Source organism: Microbacterium sp. NPDC076911 (assembly GCF_040687125.1).
Lineage (GTDB): Bacteria > Actinomycetota > Actinomycetes > Actinomycetales > Microbacteriaceae > Microbacterium.
Map to the genome: position 1 here is coordinate 56,719 of NZ_JBFBMP010000008.1, position 22,746 is coordinate 79,464.

At 61.9% G+C, this 22,746-nt stretch carries 24 protein-coding genes; 14 read left to right on the forward strand and 10 right to left on the reverse strand.

Going from position 1 to position 22,746, the window contains the following annotated elements; genetic code table 11:
• The first annotated feature begins 127 nt into the window (after nucleotides 1-127).
• Nucleotides 128-772, forward strand: coding sequence for a TetR/AcrR family transcriptional regulator (locus AB0O81_RS12975; RefSeq protein WP_363584929.1), 645 nt, complete (start codon nucleotides 128-130; stop codon nucleotides 770-772).
• 32 nt (nucleotides 773-804) lie between these two features.
• Here the strand turns inward: AB0O81_RS12975 and arfB are convergent, their stop codons facing one another.
• Together arfB and AB0O81_RS12985 are read right to left on the reverse strand one after the other, a co-directional pair.
• Complete coding sequence (arfB, locus tag AB0O81_RS12980) at nucleotides 805-1,242, reverse strand: alternative ribosome rescue aminoacyl-tRNA hydrolase ArfB (protein WP_363584931.1); 438 nt, start codon at nucleotides 1,240-1,242, stop codon at nucleotides 805-807.
• A 6-nt stretch (nucleotides 1,243-1,248) separates the two neighbouring features.
• Nucleotides 1,249-1,923 carry an SDR family NAD(P)-dependent oxidoreductase gene (locus AB0O81_RS12985; protein WP_363584933.1) on the reverse strand — a complete coding sequence of 225 codons (675 nt, stop codon included), beginning with the start codon at nucleotides 1,921-1,923 and terminating at the stop codon, nucleotides 1,249-1,251.
• Between the two features lie 114 nt (nucleotides 1,924-2,037).
• Between AB0O81_RS12985 and AB0O81_RS12990 the strand changes: the two genes are divergently transcribed.
• Nucleotides 2,038-2,745 carry an AIM24 family protein gene (locus AB0O81_RS12990; RefSeq protein ID WP_363584934.1) on the forward strand — a complete coding sequence of 236 codons (708 nt, stop codon included), beginning with the start codon at nucleotides 2,038-2,040 and terminating at the stop codon, nucleotides 2,743-2,745.
• Between the two features lie 55 nt (nucleotides 2,746-2,800).
• Here the strand turns inward: AB0O81_RS12990 and AB0O81_RS12995 are convergent, their stop codons facing one another.
• Nucleotides 2,801-3,346 carry a DUF4395 domain-containing protein gene (locus tag AB0O81_RS12995; RefSeq protein WP_363584935.1) on the reverse strand — a complete coding sequence of 182 codons (546 nt, stop codon included), beginning with the start codon at nucleotides 3,344-3,346 and terminating at the stop codon, nucleotides 2,801-2,803.
• On the reverse strand, nucleotides 3,333-3,773 hold the full coding sequence (locus AB0O81_RS13000) for a thioredoxin family protein (protein ID WP_363584937.1): 441 nt from the start codon (nucleotides 3,771-3,773) through the stop codon (nucleotides 3,333-3,335). Before AB0O81_RS13000 ends, AB0O81_RS12995 begins: the two co-directional genes overlap by 14 nt.
• A 161-nt stretch (nucleotides 3,774-3,934) precedes the next feature.
• Here AB0O81_RS13000 and AB0O81_RS13005 point away from each other — a divergent pair, with 161 nt between their 5' ends.
• From AB0O81_RS13005 to AB0O81_RS13040, 8 genes are all read left to right on the forward strand, one after another.
• Entirely contained in the window at nucleotides 3,935-5,203 is a 1,269-nt protein-coding gene (locus AB0O81_RS13005) for a WS/DGAT domain-containing protein (protein WP_363584939.1), read from the forward strand.
• Nucleotides 5,204-5,207: 4 nt separating this feature from the next.
• The gene (locus AB0O81_RS13010) at nucleotides 5,208-5,822 is read left to right on the forward strand and encodes an XRE family transcriptional regulator (RefSeq protein WP_363584941.1); all 615 of its coding nucleotides are present in this window, start codon (nucleotides 5,208-5,210) and stop codon (nucleotides 5,820-5,822) included.
• Nucleotides 5,823-5,906: 84 nt separating this feature from the next.
• Nucleotides 5,907-7,418, forward strand: a complete 1,512-nt coding sequence (locus tag AB0O81_RS13015) for an aldehyde dehydrogenase family protein (RefSeq protein WP_363584943.1) — start codon at nucleotides 5,907-5,909, stop codon at nucleotides 7,416-7,418.
• Entirely contained in the window at nucleotides 7,415-8,821 is a 1,407-nt protein-coding gene (locus AB0O81_RS13020) for an NtaA/DmoA family FMN-dependent monooxygenase (protein WP_363584945.1), read from the forward strand. The genes AB0O81_RS13015 and AB0O81_RS13020 overlap by 4 nt, the downstream gene beginning before the upstream one ends.
• Nucleotides 8,811-9,311 (forward strand): thiamine pyrophosphate-binding protein, encoded by a 501-nt coding sequence (locus AB0O81_RS13025; RefSeq protein ID WP_337337186.1) that lies wholly within the window; start codon nucleotides 8,811-8,813, stop codon nucleotides 9,309-9,311. Before AB0O81_RS13020 ends, AB0O81_RS13025 begins: the two co-directional genes overlap by 11 nt.
• A complete protein-coding gene (locus AB0O81_RS13030; RefSeq protein WP_363584947.1) occupies nucleotides 9,308-9,922 on the forward strand; it encodes a thiamine pyrophosphate-dependent enzyme in 615 nt (204 codons plus the stop codon). Before AB0O81_RS13025 ends, AB0O81_RS13030 begins: the two co-directional genes overlap by 4 nt.
• Complete coding sequence (locus tag AB0O81_RS13035) at nucleotides 9,922-11,487, forward strand: GMC family oxidoreductase N-terminal domain-containing protein (RefSeq protein ID WP_363584949.1); 1,566 nt, start codon at nucleotides 9,922-9,924, stop codon at nucleotides 11,485-11,487. Before AB0O81_RS13030 ends, AB0O81_RS13035 begins: the two co-directional genes overlap by 1 nt.
• 29 nt (nucleotides 11,488-11,516) lie before the next feature.
• Nucleotides 11,517-12,035 carry a flavin reductase family protein gene (locus AB0O81_RS13040; protein WP_363584951.1) on the forward strand — a complete coding sequence of 173 codons (519 nt, stop codon included), beginning with the start codon at nucleotides 11,517-11,519 and terminating at the stop codon, nucleotides 12,033-12,035.
• 28 nt (nucleotides 12,036-12,063) lie between these two features.
• Here the strand turns inward: AB0O81_RS13040 and AB0O81_RS13045 are convergent, their stop codons facing one another.
• The 4 genes from AB0O81_RS13045 to AB0O81_RS13060 all read right to left on the reverse strand — a co-directional run bounded on the left by AB0O81_RS13045 (nucleotide 12,064) and on the right by AB0O81_RS13060 (nucleotide 16,134).
• On the reverse strand, nucleotides 12,064-13,638 hold the full coding sequence (locus AB0O81_RS13045; RefSeq protein ID WP_363584953.1) for a hypothetical protein: 1,575 nt from the start codon (nucleotides 13,636-13,638) through the stop codon (nucleotides 12,064-12,066).
• Complete coding sequence (locus AB0O81_RS13050) at nucleotides 13,635-14,540, reverse strand: ABC transporter ATP-binding protein (RefSeq protein WP_363584955.1); 906 nt, start codon at nucleotides 14,538-14,540, stop codon at nucleotides 13,635-13,637. Before AB0O81_RS13050 ends, AB0O81_RS13045 begins: the two co-directional genes overlap by 4 nt.
• A 39-nt stretch (nucleotides 14,541-14,579) precedes the next feature.
• Nucleotides 14,580-15,182 carry a helix-turn-helix domain-containing protein gene (locus AB0O81_RS13055; protein ID WP_363584957.1) on the reverse strand — a complete coding sequence of 201 codons (603 nt, stop codon included), beginning with the start codon at nucleotides 15,180-15,182 and terminating at the stop codon, nucleotides 14,580-14,582.
• Between the two features lie 112 nt (nucleotides 15,183-15,294).
• On the reverse strand, nucleotides 15,295-16,134 hold the full coding sequence (locus tag AB0O81_RS13060; protein WP_363584959.1) for a Cof-type HAD-IIB family hydrolase: 840 nt from the start codon (nucleotides 16,132-16,134) through the stop codon (nucleotides 15,295-15,297).
• A gap of 169 nt (nucleotides 16,135-16,303) precedes the next feature.
• Here AB0O81_RS13060 and AB0O81_RS13065 point away from each other — a divergent pair, with 169 nt between their 5' ends.
• Nucleotides 16,304-17,284 (forward strand): Gfo/Idh/MocA family oxidoreductase, encoded by a 981-nt coding sequence (locus AB0O81_RS13065; RefSeq protein WP_363584961.1) that lies wholly within the window; start codon nucleotides 16,304-16,306, stop codon nucleotides 17,282-17,284.
• 49 nt (nucleotides 17,285-17,333) lie between these two features.
• Here the strand turns inward: AB0O81_RS13065 and AB0O81_RS13070 are convergent, their stop codons facing one another.
• Nucleotides 17,334-18,173, reverse strand: coding sequence for a universal stress protein (locus tag AB0O81_RS13070; RefSeq protein ID WP_363584963.1), 840 nt, complete (start codon nucleotides 18,171-18,173; stop codon nucleotides 17,334-17,336).
• Between the two features lie 261 nt (nucleotides 18,174-18,434).
• Between AB0O81_RS13070 and AB0O81_RS13075 the strand changes: the two genes are divergently transcribed.
• From AB0O81_RS13075 to AB0O81_RS13085, 3 genes are all read left to right on the forward strand, one after another.
• Nucleotides 18,435-19,844, forward strand: coding sequence for a glutamate decarboxylase (locus tag AB0O81_RS13075; RefSeq protein WP_363584965.1), 1,410 nt, complete (start codon nucleotides 18,435-18,437; stop codon nucleotides 19,842-19,844).
• A gap of 88 nt (nucleotides 19,845-19,932) precedes the next feature.
• A complete protein-coding gene (locus tag AB0O81_RS13080; RefSeq protein WP_363584966.1) occupies nucleotides 19,933-20,757 on the forward strand; it encodes a sugar phosphate isomerase/epimerase in 825 nt (274 codons plus the stop codon).
• Nucleotides 20,754-21,878 carry a Gfo/Idh/MocA family oxidoreductase gene (locus tag AB0O81_RS13085; RefSeq protein WP_363584968.1) on the forward strand — a complete coding sequence of 375 codons (1,125 nt, stop codon included), beginning with the start codon at nucleotides 20,754-20,756 and terminating at the stop codon, nucleotides 21,876-21,878. Before AB0O81_RS13080 ends, AB0O81_RS13085 begins: the two co-directional genes overlap by 4 nt.
• Before the next feature lies 1 nt (nucleotide 21,879).
• Here AB0O81_RS13085 and AB0O81_RS13090 read toward each other — a convergent pair whose 3' ends face one another.
• Complete coding sequence (locus tag AB0O81_RS13090) at nucleotides 21,880-22,518, reverse strand: TetR/AcrR family transcriptional regulator (RefSeq protein ID WP_363584970.1); 639 nt, start codon at nucleotides 22,516-22,518, stop codon at nucleotides 21,880-21,882.
• Nucleotides 22,519-22,746 lie beyond the last annotated feature (228 nt).

Below are 22,746 nucleotides of genomic sequence, written 5' to 3' on the forward strand. Positions count from 1 at the left end.
AGATATGGGCACGATTCTCCAATGATATGAACGTCTCGGTCATATCATGCACCTAAATGGACACTCTGTCCACTAAGCTGAACCTGCAGCAGATTGACGCTATGTATCGCTGGAGTATGGAGGGGTGATGATGGACGAGCAGAGCAGTGCCCCAGTCCGGGCCGGGCGGGGGCGGCGGTCCGCCGCGATCGTTCGTGCCGAAGTGCTCGAAGCTGCTGCGACGCTTCTCTATGAAGAGGGGCTTGGAGCAGTGACTTTCGATCGCGTTGCGGCCAAGTCACGGGCCAGCAAAACCACGATCTACAAGTGGTGGCCCTCGCCGGGCGCGTTGGCGGCAGAAGCGCACTTCGCGCGGAGTGAACCTGAACTGCAATTCCCTGACACGGGAGATGTCTATGCCGATGTGCAGACCCAGCTCCGTTCCTTCGTTCGCCTATTGACTCAGCATGGGGGCGGGCGAGTGATCGCCGAGCTGATCGGGGCATCGCAGACCGACTCCGACTTGGCGGCTGAGGTGTCGGCGAAGTATACGTTGCCGCGCCGGCTACTCGCGATCGACTACTTCGAGCGAGCACGCGAACGAGGGCAACTTGATGCGCACGTGGACCCGACTCTCCTCGTCGACCAGCTTTGGGGCGCGTGCTACAACCGTCTGCTCGTCCCGGATGCCCCTCTCACCGAAGCCTATGCGGATGCACTGGTCGCCAATGCGCTGCTCGGCGCCGCCAGGACCGGGTATCGCGAGCAAATCAGCACGGTTGGCGCCAACTGACTCGACCGTGGCGCGAGTAGCAGTTGCCGGAGTCAATCGAGAGGGCGCCGACGCAATCGCTTGACGTCGGTGCGTTGTTTCTTGGCTGTCAGTCGACGTTCCTTCGAGCCTCGACTCGGCTTGGTAGCGCGACGAGGCGGGGAGGGTGGGGCAAGCGCATCAGCGACGACCTTCGCTAGGCGGGCACGCGCAGCATCCCGATTCTGCTTCTGCGCGCGATGCTCGGAAGCAGTGATGGTCAGCACGCCGGCCGCGAGTCGGCCGCGGAGTCGATCAAAGAGCCGCTCACGCAATAGCGGCGAGAGCACAGCCGAACTTGCTGCATCCCACATGAGCTCGACGCGAGAGTCAGTAGTGTTCACACCTTGCCCGCCCGGTCCGGATGAGCGCGAGAAGCGCCAGGTCAGTTCTGACTCGGGAATCGTGACCCGAGAATCGACCCTTAGACCGGAGCGATGGGCGGCGGGCATATCAGCTCACTCCCGCCCGTTTTCGAGAGGGATAAGCATGGTGCGGAAAGGACCATCCGTGCGGTGCAGATCCCAGATGCGATCCGCAACGTCGTCAATGCCATTCGGGAGCTGCAACTTTGGGATGCCACCGGGGATGACGAGTTGCACGACGCGTACGCCCTCGCCCTTGAGGGCATCGTGGAGCATCTCGCCGTAAGCGCTCTCGGCGGGAAATGCGATTGAAGTTCCGGCAAAATCGGGACGCGCCTTCACCGAGGTTCCGCCGTTGATCAGAATGATGCTGCCGCTGCCGGCTTCCCGCATCGCGGGCAACACCGCACGCACAGCGTGGATCAACCCGAGTGCCGAGAAACTCATCGCTTCAGAGGCCAGTTCGGGTGTCAGATCCAGCACCGGTTTGAGGTAAGCGCGGGAGGGGAGCGGGCTGTACTGCAGCGCGGCGATGGGGCCTAGTTCGCTCGCGGCTTGTGTCAGAACCTGCTGAAGTTCAGATGGCACCAGCACGTCAGCGGCGTATGCACGCGCAGTCAAACCGTCGGCGGCGAGTTCGCTCACGACTTCTTCGAGCTTCGCTTGGTTTCGGGCGATGAGCGCGATGGAAAAACCCTCACGTCCGAATCTGCGAGCTGCGGCAGCGCCCAGTCCGGGTCCGGCTCCGACGATGGCAAGTGTGGGCATGGGGTGTCCTCTGGTTGTTGGGCAGCGCTTCGAACATAGCTTGAGGGTGGCAGAGGCTGGGCGATAGCCACGTTTTTCACATGGGACTTTTGGGCGACCGCTACGGTGGGCGGTATGAAGACACGTATTGAGGGAACGACTATGCCGGTGCTTGAACTCACTCTCGACACCGGTGAGGAGATCATCGCCGAAGGCGGGGATGTGTCGTGGCTCACGCAGGGGTTCGACATCGAAACGTCAACCGGGTTCGGCTCGCGCGGCAAGGGCGGGTTCATGAGTGGGCTCAAGCGCATGGTTGGTGGCGGGCAGCTCTTCTTGTCGCAGTACACCGCCTCAAAGCCGGGATGCTTCATTGCCTTCGGCGCACGATTCCCCGGAACCATTCGCGAGCTCACGATTGACCCTTCCGATAACTACATGGTGCAGTCGGGGTCGTTCATGGCCAGCACCTCTGACGTCGAGGTGTCTGTCGGGCTTCAGAAGAAGCTCGGCGTCGGCATATTCGGTGGAGCTGGTGTCGTGTTTCAGAAGCTCGCAGGCAACGGCACTGCGTGGGTGCAACTCGCTGGGGAAATCGTGGAGTACGACCTCAAACAGGGTGAGTCTCTCTTGATCCACCCAGGGCACCTCGCGCTCTATCGCGCGGAGATGAACCTTGAGTTCACGACGATCAAGGGCGTAAAGAACAAGTTCTTCGGTGACTCGCTTTTTCTGGCACAACTGCACGGCCCCGGACATGTATGGCTGCAATCCATGACTCCGGCGAAGCTCGCGGCCGCCATCGAGCCGTACCTGCCCGACAAGTCGTCGAACAACAGCTAGCCCTTCTGAGTTGTTTTCAGTACGCCGTCGTTGCCGGTTGCAGAAGTCATCGAGGTCAAGCAGCTGCGGGGCGTCGTCCCACCAGCCCCACGCGGGCCAACACCAGATAGAGCTGGCACCCGAGGCATAGCCCGAAGGCGGCATTCAGGAACGCTGCAACGAATGCTGCGGCACTTGCTACTGGCAATGCCCAGGGCACGCCGAGCAGCTGCAGCACCGACCCAAGACCGACGACGAAGAGTCCGACCACCTGCGCAAATTGTGGGGGACGCGGGTCTTCGAGTTCGGTCGGGGGAGCGAGACGCGGTGCGATGAAACGACGAAAGATCACTCCGTACGGTTGAGTGCGCGGCCACGCAATGGACCATACAAACAGCAAGGCAATGACCGAAAGGAGGACGAACCCCGGGTCGGAAACACGCTGGACGAGTGATGCATCGGCGATGGCCCAGCCAGTAGCATCCCGAGCCGTCGAAAGGCCTGTCGCTGAGAGGAAGGTCGCGATCAACAGGAGTGTGCTTGTAATCGTGGCAGCAAACCGGGGGCCGCGAGGGTCGATGCCCTGCGGCTTGGTCGTTGGACGACTGTTAGCTATAGACATGCTGCGCTCCCAGTATTTGCTGAAGCTCGTTTTCGACGCTTGCGCGTGCGACTGTTCCGCCGAGCCGGGTGCGAATGACGCCGTCGCTGTCGAGCATGAGAGTGGTCGGAGTCTGCAGGATATGGAAGTGCTTGGCGAGATCGGCGCGGTGGGTCAGATCCACGTCGATGTGCACGACGCCCGGCTCGCGATCAGCGATCGCGGCGAGTGTGCGGCTCACCCCGGGGCACCGGGTGCAGAACTCAGTGCTGAACTGCAGCAGCGTTGCATGCTCACCCCACTGCGTTACGCCGACTCTGCCGGGGTCTTCGCCGGCGTGCGACGTTACCTGGCGAGCGCGACCTTCTCGCGCCTTCATGACGATTCCAATGAGAACGCTGCCCACGACGAGAACTCCGAGAGCGACGAGAGCCGTAGTGGGTGTCATCCCAAAACGCTAACAGCGCGTCCCGGCTTCGAGGGCCGCTCTGCAATGTGAGGTAACACCACGGGCGCTGTGAGCCGAGAACGCAACTGCATGGTGAGGGGCGCAGGCGCCGCTGAGCGACTGCTCATGCCCGACAGGTGCCCGTTGCTAGGCTGGCGCGCATGACGGATGACGGCGCACTTCTATCCCAAGATGATGCGCAGATTCTGGCGCTCGAGTCAGCGGTAGTCATGGGGCATACCCTCAAACTGCTCGTGCTTGAACCGGGCACGCCGTTAGATCTAGAAGCGCTACGCAAGAGCGTAGGCGCTCGCCTGCTCGTAGTGCCTCACGCCTTGGAGAAGGTCGGTCAAGATGATGCCGATACGCAACCTCGGTGGATTCCCGCCACGGACTTCTGCATTGAGAACCACGTTCGCCGCAGCTCTGCCGAGTGCGAAACGACCGAAGATTCGCGACGGGCGCTTGGTGCGCTCATGGCGGAGCATCTCGACCACACCCAGCCGCTATGGGCCCTGGATCTGATTGGTCCGCTTGCTGACGGCCGCGAGATGATCGCCGCTCGCATTCACCACGCGATGGCCGATGGTATCGCCGCGATGCACTTTCTCGAGGCCGCCGTGCTTGATGTGGCAACCCCGTCTGACGGACCAGCAGTCAAACCGGGTGTCGCGGAGTCGCACAAGGCCGGTGAATGGAGTCGTGTACCTGCGGCGCTTTCGAGAGAGTTGGCGCATCGAGGGTCGCGGTCACCTTTTGATCTGCCCATCACCGGCGAACGTGATCTCGCGTTCGCATCGGTCGCACTGAGCGAGCTCAAAGCGATCGGGGCGAGCCGCCCGGTTCACGCCACAGTCAATGACGTGTTGCTCGCGGGGGTGGCTGGCGGCCTGCGAGGCTGGCTGAAGTCTGCTGGCACGCCGTTGGATCTGCGCGCCCAAGTGCCGGTCAGCTTGCATCACCGCGATGGTGATGTGGTGCTGAGTAACCATGATTCGTTCTTGAACGTCGATCTCGAGCTGAGCGACCCAGACCCGCTTTCACGGCTCGATCGAATCAGTGCGCACACGCGAGCGGCGAAGCAGGCAGGCGACGCGGCCACCATGTATGACCTATTCCATGCTCTTGGATCGGTGCCGTTGTTGAGTGGGATGCTCCACCGAGCTGCCAGCAGCTCCCGTGAGTTCAGCGTCGCGGTCTCGAACGTTCCTGGCCCTCGGGCGGTGACTTCGATTTCTGGGAGACAAGTCACAGCGCTCTATTCGGCATCAGAACCCGGAGCGCACCACGCGTTGCGCATTGCGGCAATCTCGCACGGCGGAACGATTGGTGTGGGGTTTTGCACCGACCCCACAGCGGTTCCAGGAATCGATCATCTTGCCGTCGCTGTCGAAGAGGCGTTTGAGGAACTTCGAGCGCTCGTAGAGTAGACGCGTGTCCGATACTCCTGCGCTCGATGAACCCGCCAGCTCTGGCGCAGTTGATGACGCGCTCATCGGGGTCACGCTCGGGCGCACCATCCGCGCCGCTCGCACGGAGCAAAAGCTCTCGATGCGGGCGCTCGCGACCGCCGCCGACATTAGTCAACCTTTCTTGAGTCAGATCGAAAGTGGCAACACCATGCCCTCGGTCGTGACGCTATTCAGAATCGCGAAAGCGCTGGGCTTGTCGCCGTCGGTGCTGTTTCCGGCTGTGCCGGAGCCTGAACCGATACTGCTTACCCGTCGCGAGGATGGAAAGCATGTGCGCGTAGCTGAAAGCGATGATGGTGCAACCTCGCGCATCTTGTCGTCGGGCACGGCTCGCGCAGCCACCGTGCAGGAATACCGCATTGCGGGTGGGCCTTATGCGGGCGACTGGTTCGAGTCTGACGGCGAGATCGTGGTCTATGTCACCGAAGGTGAGGTCACTGTCTTCATCGATGGCCGTGGCGAATGGGTGCTGCGTGCAGGCGACTCGCTCGCTCACCCGGGTGCACTTCGAAACCGATGGGCAGTGCTCGGCCCCGAGCCGGCCACGGTGCTGCTGGTTTACGCCGTCACCAGCTAACGCAAGTGACACGCATAGACCGCGGAAACGCGATCGTAACGTGATAGCTATTTGTAATCAATGATTACTCCGTAGCATCGGTGCATGACGATCGAGACTACTCGCGGCCCGTTGCGCGAAACCGTGGCAGCGTTCCTCGCCGACGAGCCGGGGCGGCTGCTTGTCGACGGGCGCTGGGTAGCCGCGGCCGCTGGCGAGACATTCCCCACGCTCGACCCGGCCACCGGTGAAACGCTCGCCATGATTGCGCGCGGTCGGACGGCTGACGTCGATGCCGCAGTGGGCGCCGCATCCCGCGCATTGAATGCGCCGAGCTGGGCGAAGATGACTCCGGCTGACCGAGGTGCCATGCTCTGGCGCATTGCCGACTTGATGCAGGCAGACCTCGATGACCTCGCTGAGCTTGAAACTCTCGATCAGGGCAAGAGCGTGCGTACCTCGCGATTCGGTGAAGTGCCCGCCGCGATCAACCAGTTTCGCTACTACGCGGGCTGGCCGACAAAGATTCTTGGCGAGACGATTCCGACGTCGCTGAGCCGCACGCCCCCCGGCAAAGAGGTTTTTGCCTACACACGCCGTGAGCCCGTCGGGGTGGTCGCGGCGATCGTGCCGTGGAACTCGCCGCTGATCATGACCGCTATGAAGTTGGCCCCGGCGCTCGCCGCAGGATGTGCGATCGTGCTCAAACCAGCAGAGAACACACCCCTCACTGCTCTCTATCTCGGTCGCCTGTTGCAGCGTGCGGGAGTGCCAGACGGGGTCGTGAACATCGTGACCGGCTTCGGTGGGGAAGCAGGACAGGCACTGGCTGAACACCCCGGAGTCGCCAAGGTCGCCTTCACAGGCTCGACTGCCGTCGGCAAGCATCTGGTGGCGAACGCAGCGGGCAACCTCACGCGACTGACTCTTGAGCTCGGCGGCAAATCTCCGGCGCTCGTGCTGCCTGACGCCGACTTAGAAAACGCGATCAGCGGAATTTCGCGTGGCATTTTCGACAACAGCGGGCAGGTGTGCGTCGCAAGCGCACGCATCTATGCGCACCGAGATGTGTATCGAGATGTTGTCGACGGTATGGCGGCAGCGGGAGAAGCACTTCGACTTGGCCACGGCCTCGACTCAGCAGCCGACCTTGGTCCGCTCGTGAGCGTTGCCCAGGCGGGGCGGGTTGCCGATCTGGTCGACGAGGGTCGCGCCGCAGGTGCAACCGTCGTCACCGGCGGCGAGCGCGGCGGACCGCAGGGCACGTTCTACGCACCCACCGTGATCACTGATGTGCGTGCTGACATGCGGCTTATGCGTGAAGAGATCTTCGGACCGGTTGCAGTTGTGACTCCCTTCGACGATCTTGATGAGGTCATCGGCTGGTCAAATGATTCGCCCTACGGCCTCGCCGCGAGTGTGTGGACCGAAGGTCTCAGCGATGCCCATCGGGTCGCAGCGCAACTGCAAGCGGGCACGGTGTGGGTCAACTGTCACTCGTTCCTGGGGCCAGAGCTACCCAAGGGTGGCCACAAGGAATCTGGCTGGGGCTACGAGAACGGTGCCCAGGGGTTAGAGAACTACCTCGAGACGAAAACGGTGGTGATGGTGATATGACGAAACGTATCAAGCTCGGAGTCTTCGAGATGATGAATCCGAGCAACGGAATGCCGACCTGGAGTGACCCGCGCGGCCGCGGCGATGAATGGGACAACCTCGAATACTGGGTGACGCTCGCGCGGGAACTTGATGAAGCCGGATTCGACTTTCTCTTCTTCGCCGACACCTACGGCTACGCCACGCTAGACGGCAAAATGCCAGACGAGGTGGCAGCACACGGAATTCAGTTTCCGGCTCTTGACCCGATGCTCGCCATCGCAACGCTTGCGCGGGAAACCGAGAACCTGGGGTTCGTTGTCACTTCGCCCACGACGGTCGAGCGACCTTATGCAATGGCCCGCCGCTTTGCGACTCTTGACCGGTTCACCGGGGGCCGCATCGGATGGAATATTGTCACCGGCAGCTCGCAGGCCACCACAGACCAGCTCTTCGGCGTTACCGAAGTGCTTTCACACGACGAGCGCTATGACGCGGCCGACGAGTTTCTCGACACCTGCCTGCGGTTCTGGGAACACAGTTGGCAAGACGAAGCCGAAGTCCGCGACCGCGAGAACGGCACCTATGCCGACCCTACGAAGCTTCATCCGGTCGAAGTGGCAGGACGCTTCCAACGTTCGCGCGGCGTGTTCGCGGTGCCGCCCACACCGCAACGCACACCGGTGCTCTTCCAAGCAGGTACTTCGGATCGCGGCCGCGCCTATGCCGCTCGCAACGCTGAGGCGGTCTTCATCCAGGGCCAGACGATTGAGAGCGCGGCCGCTCATGTTCGCGACATCCGAGAACAGGCGGTGCGAAACGGCCGGTCCGCAGAAGATGTCTCCGTCGTCACTGGCATGACGGTGACCGTCGCAGAAACCTCAAAAGAGGCATGGATGCTGCGCGAGGAATATGAGAATCTGCTCGGTCTCGATGATGCGGCAGTCATGTTCGCAGGCATCACCGGCCTCGACCTCACGGGCATCGACCCCGCCTGGCGAGTGGTCGATCTGAAGACCGAACTGGGGCAGACCTTGGTGCAGCGGTATGCCAAGCAAAACCCAGAGATGCGCGTCGGTCAGATTCTCGACCAGTTCCGCACCAAGGCTATCCGCGGCTTCCAAGTGACCGGCTCGCCGGTTGAAGTTGCTGACGAGATCGAGCGCATCGTCGACGGCTCAGGTATCGACGGCATCATGCTCGAGCCGACGTTCGGCGGCACCGCTGCGTATCAGGCATTCATCGAACTTGTGCTGCCGATCCTCGCTGAGCGAGGGCGTGCCGAAGGCCTGACGGGTGATGTGACCCTCCGCGAGCGTTTCACCGGCGCATCGCGACTCGCGCAGTCGCACCGTGCACACACTCTGTCGGCGCGTGCCGTCGACGACCACCATCTGATTGGAGCAGAAAACCATGAGAGCTGACGCTGTTGAGGCCGTGATTCGCGGTCTGAAGCGGGCGGGGGTGAGCGTCGCGACGTACCTTCCAGACTCACTTCTGAAAGAGCTGTATCCGGCTCTGGATGCTGATCCTGACATTCGCACGATTCCAGTGACGAACGAGGGCGAGGGTGCTGCCATTGCCGGTGGTGTCTTCTTGTCGGGAAAGCGCGCCGTGCTTGTAATGGAGAACTCTGGGCTGCGCGCCGCTACCGAACACCTCGCCCGCATGGGCCTGGGCGCGGGCATTCCGGTGGTCATGATCATGAGCTACCGCGGCGAGATGGGCGAGAACAACTGGTGGGCTGTGCCGCACGGCATCACGATGGAGCCTCTATTGAAGACGCTTCGCACGCCATACACGATCGTGCATGAGGTCGACGAGATCGAACAGGCCGTCGTGAATGCCTACGAAACTGCCTACGCGTCTTACTACCACGCAGCGATTGTTCTCGGAGGGGGACTGGTCCGATGAGTTACTCACGATTCGAAGCAATGAAGTTACTCGGTGCGCGCCTTGCCGATGAGCTTGTCATCCTGTCACTCGGCGGAGCTGTGGACGAGTGGTACAACGCCGCGCCGCATATGCGTGAAGCAAGTCTCTTTCAGCAGCAGCTCGGGTGCGTCACCCCCGAAGCGTTCGGTGTCGCCGTCGGTTTGCCCCACCGTCGCATCGTCTCGCTTGACACCGATGGCGGCCTGTTGTTCAACCTGGGCATTCTGGCCACCCTGGGCAACGAGCAACCCGAGAACCTGTTCATCGTGGTGTGGGACAACGAGCAGTATCAGTCCATCGGAGGCCCGGCGACGCACACGGCAAAGGGACGAGTCGATCTCGCCGCCATCGCCCGAGGTGCCGGCGTTGAGCAAGCACATACGGCATTGACGCTCGAAGAGTTCGACGCGCACTGCGCGGCAGGCCTGTCAGCATCCGAGCCATACATCGTGGTGGCGAAGACAGACGGGATTCTGGAGCCGGGCATCAAGCGCAAGCACTCGGACGGCCGAGAAGACAAGTACATCTTCGTGCGCCATGTCGAAGAGACCGAGAACGTGAGCATCATGGGCCCGAGCGAGCACAACTGATGCCGTTCGTCGTCGCACCCGCCAGCGGATACGACGTGATCGTCGTGGGCGGTGGCGCGGCCGGTTGTGTGCTGGCTGCGCGACTGAGCGAAGCCCCTGAACGGCGCGTGCTCTTGCTCGAAGCAGGGCCTGATCACAGAGGGGTTTCTGAGATTCTGGATGCTGCCCACTGGGACGCGATGATCGGCGGAACCTATGACTATGGGTACCGCTCGACTCCCACCGACCACGTGCTGGGCCGAGCGCTCGCGATGCCTCGCGGACGCGTGCTCGGGGGCAGTTCCAGCACCAACGCGATGCTCTGGTATCGCGGCAACCGTGCTGACTACGACGCGTGGGCGGCAGCCGGAGCGACGGGCTGGGGATACGACGATCTGCTGCCGTACTTCAAACGGTCAGAATCTCGAGTAGGCGGCGACCCTGCCTACCGCGGGCTCGACGGCCCGATGAGAGTGGCGCCGCTTGCTGAGGTGCACCCCATCGCGCACGCCCTGATTGGTGCCGCGGCTGATCGCGGACTTCCCGTGCTTGACGACGCCAATGCCGCGTCGAACGAGGGCGCCGTCTACGGCGACTACAACGCAATTGTGACCGAAGCTGGTGACTTCGAACGCTGGAGCACTGCACGCGGCTATCTTGAGCCCGCCATGCATCGCGCGAATCTCGACGTGCTCGTGGGCAGTGCGGTGCGCAAGCTGATCTTGCGGGGCGGCATCGTCTCAGGAGTTCGCCACGTCGTCGATGGCGTACTGGTCGAAACGGCCGCGCCGCGTATCGTGCTTGCCGCGGGCGCCCTCGACACCCCCCGCCTGTTGCAACTCTCTGGAATCGGCGATCCCGCGCGACTTGCCGATGCGGGAATCTCGCCAACTCATTCGCTCCCCGGGGTGGGAGAGAACCTTCAAGACCATCCGCTGATTCTCGGAATGAATTTTCGTGCGCGCAACGACCTCGGGCCGGTTGTAGGCAACGGTGGCGGCTCGATGCTCAACTGGCGTAGCTCCTACGCTGAATCGGGGCCTGACCTGCACGCGGTGATTGCCCACGGTTCCCGCGGCGACGAAGACTTGCACGCTAACCACGATCTCGCTGGTAACCGCGTCTTCGCTTTCGTGCCGGGACTGTACCGCTCGCGAAGCGTGGGGTGGGTGCGAGTCCGTTCAGCGGATGCTGAAGTGGGCGCCGAACTGCAGCCGAACTATCTCGCTGACCCGACCGACCTGGCGGCGATGGTTGACGCCGTCGATGCGGTGCATGATCTTGCGGCTTCGGCAGCTTTCGCTGATCTCACGGAGGGGCCGATAACTCCGCCGCGCGGTCTCGACCATGACGCGAAGGTTCGCTTTGTGCGCCAGAACATCGGATCGTTCTTTCACTGCTCTGGCACTGCGCGCATTGGCAGCGATGAGTTCGCGGTCGTCGACCCCGCGCTCAAAGTACGCGGGCTCGAAGGCCTGTGGATTGCCGATGCGTCGGTGATGCCCAGCATCCCTACTTCTAACACCCATGCACCGACTGTGGCGATCGCAGAGAAGGCAGCTGACCTCTTGCGAAGCGCCCCATGATCGCCGACTCGTCACGATTGGAGAGCACCATGCCTTCAGAACAACACCCCGCGATCGATGCGCGAACGTTGCGCGACACTCTCGGACACTACGCCTCAGGCGTCACCGTGATCTCGGGTCACGACGCTGACGGGCCGATCGGATTCACCTGCCAGTCGTTTTACAGCGTGTCGATGGACCCGCCATTGGTGTCATTCAGCGTCATGACTTCATCAACGACTTATCCGCGAATTCGTGAAACCGGTAGTTTCGCGGTCAACGTTCTCGCCCACGACCAACACGAACTCTCAAGTCAGTTCGCGCAAAAGGGAACAGACAAGTGGGCAGGCGTTGACTGGCACGAGTCGGCCGCGGGAAACCCCGTCATCCATGACACGCTCATGTGGCTCGACTGCGAGATCTGGGCAGAACACGAGGCGGGAGATCACCTTGTGGTCATCGGCCGCGTACGCGAGCTCAGTCCGGCGGAATGGCACCAATCTGAGCCGCTTCTCTTCTTCAAGGGCGCATATCGGCACTTGCGCGAGACGAACGTGTTTGCGAGCTGAGCTGAAGCATCCTCCCGGTAGTTGGAGATCAGCGCGGAATGTCCCGCCAGCGTAGAGCAACCATTCCGAGCGCGGTCAGTGCCGCCGTGATGCCGATGAGTGCCCATTGCGTCTCGACCGGCACGCCAGCAGTCAGGGCATCCTCGGCAGCATGGAGTGGGGAAAGTTGCATCGCCCAATCCGGTATTTCGAGAGTCTCACCGAGAAATCCAACGACGGCCATGTAGCCGACAACGAGCCAGATCACCCAGGTTCCTCGGGGTACTGCCCCGAACAGCGCCACGGTCACACCTACGATCGCAAGCACCGCCGGAACGTAGGAAACCACCGCTTCGGGGATGCCATCCACGATGTGGCCCGCGGCAAGCTGAAGTCCGACGCCGCCGGCAGTCAGGGCGAGTATCGCTGCAAGCGCAGCGACGAGGAAATTCGCACCAGCCCACCCCGCACGCGAAACTGAACGCGCGAGAACCGGTTCGAGAAAACCATCGGCTTCCTCGGCCCGCACACGGCTCAGGCTTTGCCCGATCATCGCTGCAATCATCAGAGTGAATATGAACAAGGTGAACCCGATAAAGGTGTCGTTGACGTTAGCGGGATCAAGCCCGATCACTTCCAATTCAGGGTTCGACGACAAGATCTCGGAAACGTCGTCGGTGAAAGAGGCGAAAACGAACGCAACTACGAAGACGCCAGCGACCCAGCCCGTTGCAGAAGGCGCACTCACGCGCGCAGCGGTGCCGAGGGTGGTGCGCAAAAGCCCGCTTGCCCGTGAGGGCCCGGGGCGAGAAGCGAAGAGCGCGGAGCCGAGGTCACGGTGGCTCACGAGCACGATTCCTGCGCTGACGAGAGCGACAGCGACGCCGAGGGAAAGCAGTAGCGGCCACAGGCGCAAATCGTCAGTGAACGGTCTGGTCTCTTGTTGCCAGGCGAGCGGCGATAGCCACTTCCACCCGTTGTCTCTGACATCGCCGAACGCACGCGCCAGATAGGAAAAACCGAGGATGAGCAGACCGATTGTCGTCACGCCGGCAGCCCGCCGGAAGAGTTGGCCAGCCAGCACGGCGACCCCGGCGAACACCAGACCCAGCGCTGCCATTGACGCCCCGTAGGTGAGAGCAGCAACGGCGTCCTCGCCGTACGCAACCAACGTGATTGCCATAGTCGTACCAACGAGAATCAGCGCGACCGTGGTACTCAGCAACGCCGCGAGCCAAGGCGCCCGTACACCGACGCTACGCGATCGGAGGAGTTCCAGCATCCCCTTCTCTTCTTGCGCTCTCGTCTGGCGTGTGATGAGCATCAGGCCCATCAACGGGATCGCGATGGCAGAGATGAAACCGAACTCGTTCGACACCACACCACCCAGCGTGTCGGCACCGTACGGGGTGCCGTTGATGGCGGCCATCGCTGGATTCTCCGAGACCGTCGCGTCGTACACGGCCAGCTCGTCCGGTTCGCCAAACAGCCCATTCACGGCGGAAGCAGTAGCCACGTACGCTCCGGCGACGGCCAGCGTCCAGACGGTGGCCGACAGCCATCCGGTGCGCAGTTGCACGCGAAGAACTGCGACGAAACCGTTGCTGTGCGCGGAGGTGCTCATCTGTCCGTCTCATAAGCGTCAAGAAAGAGTTCGTCCAGGCTCGGTGGGCGCACGGTCAATGCTGTTACTCCAGCCGCGAGCAATGGCAGAAGAACGCGGTCGAGTGCTTCAGGATCCACGGCGAACTCCAGCTCGGTGCCGCCACCGGGTGCCGCAGAGATATGCAGGTCCGCGACGGCGGGGTCGAGCATCTGCTCGACGGCGCTACGGGTGATGACATGCACGGCAGTTCGAGAAAGCCTGCGAAGCTCGGAAACACTGCCCGACTGTACGACTCGTCCGTGACGGATGATTGTCACGTTCTCGCAGAGAGCATCGACCTCACTGAGGATATGGCTCGACAGCAGCACCGACGTTCCCTCGGCCGCACGCTCGGACACGCACTGTCGAAACACTTCTTCCATGAGCGGGTCGAGGCCGGAAGTGGGCTCGTCAAGGATCAATAGGTCTGCGCGGGTAGCGAACGCGGCAACGAGCGCGACTTTCTGCTTGTTCCCCTTGGAGAGGTCTCGAATGCGTTTAGACGGGTCCATCTCAAACCGCTCGATCAACTCCGCTCGGCGGCGCTCGTCGAGCTTGGCACCGGACGATCCGAGCAAATCGATGCACTGACCGCCGGTAAGCTGCGGCCAGAGCGCAACGTCGCCGGGCACGTAGGCCAGCCGCCGGTGCAGAGCTACCGCGTATCGCCACGGGTCTTGACCGAACAGCGTTGCGTGCCCCTCCGAGCGGCGAACGAGTCCAAGCAAAATACGGATGGTGGTGGATTTCCCCGCTCCGTTGGGCCCGAGAAACCCGAGCACCTCGCCCTTCCTGAGTGTCAGATCTAGCCCGTCAAGCGCGGTGAGTTTACCGAAACGTTTGATGAGGCCGTTCAGCTCAATGACGTGTGGCTCAGACATGTGTTCTCCAGCAGGCAAAGGTGGGGGTGAGGCGGCAGGTCATTCCGGGTGAGGTGGCACAAAAACACCGTCGGTGTAGGCGCCAAGAGCAATCGTTGCCCACCGTTGTAGGCCAGCAGTCGAGAGAGGATCAACGCCGGTGGCGTCTTCGATGTGCCTCTGCAACAGCAGGAGCGCGAGGTCGTTGGCGAGCAAGAACGCTGCGCGCATCGCGGGGTCGTCGGTGGGGTTTGTCTGCCCAGCAGCATCCATTTGCGCCGTGACGTTCACCGTGAGTTCATACCAGCGCTTGAAGAGCTTGCTTCCTGCGGGGGAGTTCGTTAACACCAGTTGGCGCACGTATGCAGGAAGGGGCGACCCTGGCGGTAGCCCAGCGGTCATCAGCTCGACAACGCTTGCGGTTGTCACGGACGCGGTCGTGGCTTCGGCGTCGAGTAGGTAGTCAAAGGTCGCAATGACCGACTCATCGACCTCTTGGCGCAGCCGCTCTCGCGATCCGAAGTGATGAAGGATCAACGCGGGGGAGACTCCCGCGGCCGCGGCGATGTCGCGCACCGAGACGGCATCTGCGCCGCGCGCGGCGAACAACGAGAGTGCGTTGGCGAGTATTCGCTCTCGTGAGGTCGCGTTAGGGCTGGTCACTCCAACACCGTACTGAACAAGTGTTCAGTCTTGCAAGGACCCAGAGTCAACAAGCGCGGCTATATCGCGGTTATTGCTATCCACACGAACGATCAGTCGCGTCGTGGCGGCGTTAGATCAGGCCGTGTTTGCAGAACGCATTCCAAATTCCGTCATCGCGCACGCTGGTGGTCACTTCGTCGGCGAGTTTCTGCAAGGCAGCTGGGGCATTGCCCATCGCGATACCGACGCCGCACACCTCGAACATCTCGACGTCGTTCCAGCTGTCGCCAATGCTGATCGCCGCTGACGGGTCGATGGCGAGATGCGTCAGCACCGACAGAATTGCGGAACCCTTCGTAGTGCCGCGCATGCCGATTTCGCCGTTCGAGCCGCCGGGGAGAGGCATGCTTCCTGCGACGACATGAAACTGATCTTTGAGGTCGGCCTGTGCGCGTTCGACGGCGTCGGTCCTTTCGCTCAAGAACACCGCTTTCGCCACCTGGGTCAGATCGATGTCGGCGACGTCGCGGAAACGTGGCACTTCTTGCGGCGCGGTTTGGGCTGAGTCTTCGTCACTATGCGAGGACACCCAGCTGCGCATCAGTTCCTCTAGTGTTTGCTGCACCTGCGCAGATGCGTACACCGCAGTATCCGTCTGCAAGAGATACAAGAGCCCTGAGGCATCCATATAGGTGATCAACGCTTCGATCGCGTCTCGCGGCATCGGGTCGCAGACCACGCTCAAATCGCCCACTGTCGCGTACGCACCTCCGTTGGAGATCGCCCCGTCGAAGCCAATTTTGATCACGTCTGGGTGGATGTCACCCGCAGCGCGGCCGGTGCTCAGATAGACGTAGTGACCGGCGGCCCGTGCGCCTCGCACTGCTTCGACTGTAGATCGAGCGATCGTCTTGCCATGGTCAAGGATCGTGCCGTCGACGTCGAGAAATGCGATGCGGCGAGATGTCATGAAGTGCTCCAGGATTTTCTGGCCCGCGTTCTACAGACAAGTGCGGCAGCGGGGCCGTGGGCGGGACCAGTCTAGAAGTCTGGATGGCAGTAGCCGCATACGCTGTCTCCATGAGCGCAGAGCGATCGAAGCTGAACTGGCCTTCCGTGGTGACGGTTGAGGGTGAGCAGTGAAGCTCGCGGTCGTCGGCGCGGGCAAGATCGTCGAAGAGTTTCTTCCGCACGCATCTGCAGTCGAAGGCCTCGCGCTCGCCGCCATCTACGGCCGCCCGGCCAGACGTCAACACCTTGAGCAGCTTCAGGCGCAATTCGGGATTGAACGGGTCTACGTCGACTACGACGAGATGCTCGACGACCCGCAGATCGATACAGTGTGGATCGCCGTACCGAACTCACTACATATGGAGTTTGCGCGCAGAGCGCTATTAGCCGACAAGCACGTTATCTGCGAGAAGCCCTTCGTGCTGAGTGAGTCGGATTTGGCGGAGTTGCGGCGAATTGCAACTGCCAAAGGCGTGATTCTTGTTGAAGCGATCTCCACTCTCGATCTCGCGAACTACCGGTGGATCCAGGAGCACATTGACGACCTCGGCGATTTGCGGCTCATCCAATGCGACTACTCGCAGTACTCGTCTCGTTTTGAGGCGTTCCAAGCGGGAAACGTGCTTCCTGCATTCGATCCGGCAAAGGGCGGTGGTGCGCTGATGGACATCGGCATCTACACCATCCACTTCGTTGTTGGCTTGCTCGGGCAGCCGCGAGCGGTCTCGTATACGGCGAACATCGAGCGCGGCATCGACACGTCAGGCATCCTCGTGCTGGACTACGAGACGTGCACGGCTGTGTGCGTCTGCGCGAAGGATTCAGACGGCCCGATTCGCGCGAAGCTGCAGGGAACCCACGGATCGTTCGTTGTCGACGGGGCGCCCAATGTTATGGGGTCGGTAGACGTGCAACTTCGCGGCGGTGACACCGACCATATTGCTCCGAGCGCTCCGCCGCATCGGATGGTGCCAGAATTTCGCGCGTTCCAACGCATGATCGAGACTCTCGACTTCACTGAGCGCGACTTGCGGCTTGATCACAGCCAAGCTGTTCTTGCGGTGGCTGCACGCGCACTCGCCTCAGCAGGTATTCATCTGGGGTCTTAGCGACCCGAGGACGGATGCCTTCAGCTCTGAACACCGGCCAATCTCGCGGCTAGCGCACAACTACCGTGGTCGTTGCAAGACGCGCAAGTACCTCTTGGCTGGTGGAGCCAAGCAAGAACCGCGCAATCGCGCCCCGGCCGTGGGTGCCGACGACTGAAAGCCGCGCGTCAGCAGCAAGTCGGTTGATGACTGTTTGCGCGATGCCGCTCTCGACGACGCGGTGCACTTCGAGGTCAGGATATTGCTGGCGGATACCTGCGAGCGAAATCGAGAGCGTCTCTTCGGTGAGGCTCTGCATGTTCTCAAGATAGTCATCGGGAAACGAACGCACCTCAAGAGGAATCGCGAACGGAGACCAGGTGCAAACCGCAGTGAGTGCCTCGCCGCGAGCGTCGGCTTCAGCGGCGGCAAACGCGATAGCAGCCTCGGAGATCTCGGAGCCGTCCACACCTACGACCACACCGGAACGGCCAGTCAGATCGATGTCGGGCACCACCGCGGCGGGGCAGTGGGCACCCGCCGTGATGCGGATTCCGTGTGCGCCGCGCGCGGGACCAGAACCGGGCCCGCGATAGTCGCTGCCAATGACGAGGAGAGCTGCACCGTTCGATGCTTCGATGAGCTCGTCGACCGGCTTGCCGCGCCCTACGCGGGTCTCTACGGAGACGCCTCGTGCGCGAACCCGCTCAGCTTGTGTTTCGAGCATGCTCTGAGTCTCGCGAAGGGCGTCGTCAATGACCTGCCCCTCCCCGACGACGCCGACTGCCCCTCCGACGACAGCGACAAGTTCGAGCCGTTCGCCTCGGAGTGCTGCTCGGTCGATTGCCCAATCCACCGCACGGTGCGCACCACCAGCGTTAGTTACACCGACGACTACCTTCTCTTGCACTGCGTCCTCCTCGACTGCACGGTGGGCTGAGCTGCCCGTCACCTGATATCAGTCTGCCCGATACAGCGCAGAACCATTGGGGCCGGAAGTCCTATCGCGCCGATCCCTGCGGGATCATCACGATCAAGTGACGCGCCGGGGTTCGTTCGACCGATACGGTTCACTTGTAGCCAACTCCGCGATGGCGACCAACACCGTCATCGCAGGATGCATCGCTACCCGCCGCTGCGCGAGGAAACCTACGAGACAGCAGGAGCAAGCATGACTTCTAATACCAGCAGGGCTCGTCAGAGCACGAATATTGATTCCATGTTGAGCGTTAATCCGGTTTTTGTTCGGCCGGGTGAGGCGACGGAGTTTGACAAGTTCGTGATGCCTGATCAGCCGAGTTTGCCTGAAACGGCGTACCAGATCGTGCACGACGAGGCGATTTTGGATGGCAACAGTCGTTTGAATTTGGCCACGTTTGTCACGACGTGGATGGACGATGAGGCGAAGAAGCTGTACGCCGAAGCGGCCGATAAGAACATGATCGATAAGGATGAGTACCCGGCGACGGCAGCGATCGAAGAGCGTTGTTGGCGGATGCTTGCTGATTTGTGGAATGTTCCGAATGTGGACGACACGATTGGTACGTCCACGATTGGTTCGTCTGAGGCGTGCATGCTCGGTGGTTTGGCGTTGAAGCGGCTGTGGCAGGAGAAGCGTAAGGCTGAGGGTAAGTCGATTGATAAGCCGAACCTGATCATGTCTGCGGCGGTGCAGGTGGTGTGGGAGAAGTTCTGCAACTACTGGGAAGTGGAAGCACGTTTCGTTCCTGTCACCCCGGATCACATGGTGTTGGACGGGTTTGAGCTGGAGAAGTATGTCGATGAGAACACCATTGGTGTTGTCGCGATTTTGGGTCAGACGTTCACGGGTGCGTACGAGCCGGTCAAGGAGATCGCGAAGAAGCTTGATGAGATTCAGGCGAACACGGGTCTTGATGTGAAGATCCATGTGGATGGGGCGTCGGGTGCGATGGTTGCGCCGTTCTGCCAGCCGGATTTGGTGTGGGACTTCCAGATTGATCGGGTGAACTCGATCAGCACCTCGGGTCACAAGTACGGTTTGGTGTATCCGGGTGTGGGTTGGGTGGTGTGGCGTAACACGGCAGTGTTGCCCGAGAGCATGATCTTCCACGTCAGCTACCTCGGTGGTGACATGCCCACCTTGGCGATCAACTTCTCTCGTCCGGGCGCGCAGGTGCTGTTGCAGTACTACCAGTTCCTTCGTTTGGGTCGTGAGGGATACCGTGCGGTGCAGCAGAACTCGTTGGACGTGGCGCAGTACCTGTCCTCGGCGATCGCGAAGATCGGTGCGTTTGATCTGATCAGCAAGGGCGACACCATCCCGGTGTTCGCGTGGGTCCTCAAAGACGGACACACCGAGAACTGGAGCCTGTACGACCTTGCCGACCGTCTTCGCATGAAGGGCTGGTTGGTACCGGCCTACCCGATGGCTGATGACATGTCAGACATGGTGCTGCAGCGCATCGTGGTGAAGGTCGGTCTTAGCCACGATCTCGCCTCCGCACTCCTCGCCGATATTCGCGGCGAAGTCGAATTCCTCGACTCCCTCAAAGCGCCACTGCCGCGCGAAGCAAGTAGCGGATCACACTTCCACCACTGACACGCCCTTCCCGAAACCTCCAGGTGGAGGTATTCTGGTAGGCGGGCACCGTGCGGTGTCCGCCTACTTGCGTGAAAGGAAGGTCACCGTGGCCCTACCAGTAGCTTCGATCCAGCTCTATACACTCGCCGCCGAATTCTCCGCCGACATGGGAGGCTCGCTCGACAAGCTCGCAGCGATCGGTCTTCGCAATGTTGAGGCGTTCGACTTCGTGCGTCGTCCTGACGAGATGCGAGCGGCACTGGATGCTGCGGGTCTGGCATCGCCCACTGGTCATGCACCTCTGCTGACTGACACGCTGTGGACTCCAGACGGCTCCATCCCCACCCCCGCCCCCGAGGTGGTGTTCGAAGCGGCCGCCAAGATCGGTATGAAGACAGTCATCGACCCGTTCGTGGCCCCTGAGCGCTGGAGCACGTTCGACGGCGTCACCGACATCGCAGACCGCATGAATGCCTTGGTGGACACCGCTGCGGGGTTCGGCTTGAGCGTCGGGTACCACAACCACGCTCAGGAGTTTGTGGCGAGCTTTGACGGCGAGTCAGCATTCGAACGCTTCGTGTCGCTGACCGACGCGCGTGTTGCGATCGAGCTCGACCTGTTCTGGGCGCTCGCGGGCGGGCAAGATGTCGCCGCTCTGGTTGAACGCCTCGGTGACCGCCTTGTCGCGATCCACGTCAAAGATGGAGTCGCACCCGCTTCGAACCCGTTCGCGCCGGGTGCGCCGGAGTTCAGCTCGAAGAGCCTCGACCAGCGTCATGCAGGCGAGGGGGATGTGCCCCTCGTTGAATCGCTCAAGGCAGCATCCGCCGTCGAATACGCAGTGATCGAGTACGACAATCCGCCCGGAGAGGTCTTTGCGGACATTGCCGCGAGCTTCGCCTTTCTACGTGACGGTGGGTTCGTTCGATGAGCGCGGTCGGTGTCGGCATCATCGGTGTAGGAGTCATCAGCGACACCTACCTGCAGAACCTCTCATCGTTTCCTGATGTCGAAGTGCGCATTCTCGGCGATCTCGATGTTGAACGCGCCCGCGCGAAGGCTGAGCAATACGGCGTCGGCGCTTTTGGCACCATGGCCGACGTGCTCGCCCGCCCGGATGTCGACATCGTCGTAAACCTCACGATTCCTGCCGCGCATATCGAGGTCTCACGGGCCGCGGTGGCCGCAGGAAAGCACGTGTGGTCTGAGAAGCCCCTCGGTCTTGACCGCGCCGGTGTCGCTCAGCTGCTGGCCGAAGCGGATGCTGCCGGTGTGCGCATCGGTTCCGCGCCCGACACGCTGCTCGGCCCGGGGTTCCAGACCGCACGACGCGCAATCGAAGACGGCCGCATCGGCCGGCCACTTTTCGCGCAGACGGTCTTCCAGACGCAGGGGCCTGACCTGTGGCATCCAAACCCGGGATTCTTGTTCGCGCAGGGGGCAGGACCACTGCTCGACATGGGGCCCTATTACTTCACTGCGCTCGTCACGCTGTTCGGTGCCGTAGACCGGGTGGCCGCCGTCGGCAGTAAATCGCGCGAAGAACGACTCATCCATACCGGGCCGAACGAAGGTTCTTCGTTCACTGTTGAAGTGCCCTCGACCATGCAGGTCATCACTGCGTTCGAATCGGGCGCGCAGGCGCAGTCTCTGCTCAGCTTCGACTCGGCGCTCGAGCGGCACGGGATCGTAGAGATCCACGGCACCGAAGGCACGATCATTCTGCCCGACCCGAACCAATTCGTTGGGCGCATCGCCTACGTCGAGCCGCTCGGTGTGCTGCGCGATGGTGGTTCGCGTGAGCAGACCTGGATCGATATCGAGCACCAAGATGTTGAGGTTGGGCGCGGATTGGGCGTGCTCGACATGGTGCGTGCAATCGCCGAAGGCCGCCCGCACGTCGCATCAGGTGAACTCGGCTTCCACGTGCTCGACGTGTTGCTGTCGGCTGAAGAGTCTGCGGCGAGCGGCCAGACCGTCACGGTCGAAAGCACCGTGGCGCCCGTGCCGTTGCTGCCAGAAGAGTTCGATCCCTTCGCGACGACAGTCTGATTCAGTGGTCGGTGGTGTCCGAGGAATCGGACGCCACCGGGCCTGTCAGCAGCAGGTCGAGCATGGCCAGAGCTGCCTCGTGATCGAGGGAAGGCTCGAGTAGCCACTGGGTTTGCAGGCCATCGGATGCCGCAATCACGAGTGCCGCAACCAGAGATGCGTCAACATCTGCGCGCAACCGACCCGCGGCCTGCAGGTTCGTCACGCGCTCGGTCAGGTCAGCGCGCAGGCGCGCGAATCGCTCGGTCGCGAACTCTTGGGCGGCAGGATGATTCTCTTCGAGTGCGGTGGCTACCAACGTTGAGTAGAGCTGCACCATGCCGGGAATCTCCCGGTTGCGCTTCGCCGATACGCGCATTGCTTCGGCGGGGGTCGCGTCGGGCGACTCCGGCTTCTCATCGTCGCTGCGTCGTTGCGATTCGGTATAGACAGCGACCAGAAGTTCCTCGAGTGACCCGAAATAGTGGGTGAGCGCGGCATGCGTGACACCCACCTCTTGTGCGATCGCTCGCAGGCTTGTTCGCTGTGCCCCGCGTTGCGCAAACACTTCGATTGCTCGGTCGAGAATCTCTTGCCGTCGCGCGACGCCCTTGGCGTAGTTGCCGCGCTGGCGAGTCGGCTCGGGCGCGGAAGCTGTCATGGTGCAATCCTACGGATCGTCGAGCGCGCCGGGCGAGGCCAGCGTCAACGATCTGGCCGAGCCGTTTGATCTGACCTGCCCGCGATCTCGAAGCACATCAAAGTGCTGGAGCGAGCGGCCTGATCGCGCCCTGCCCCCCGTTACTTTCTTCGTAGCCGCTTGGTGAGCATGCTGGGCGGTGACAGCCTGCCGGGCTCGGCATGATTGGTCCCCCCTGTCCTTGATGAT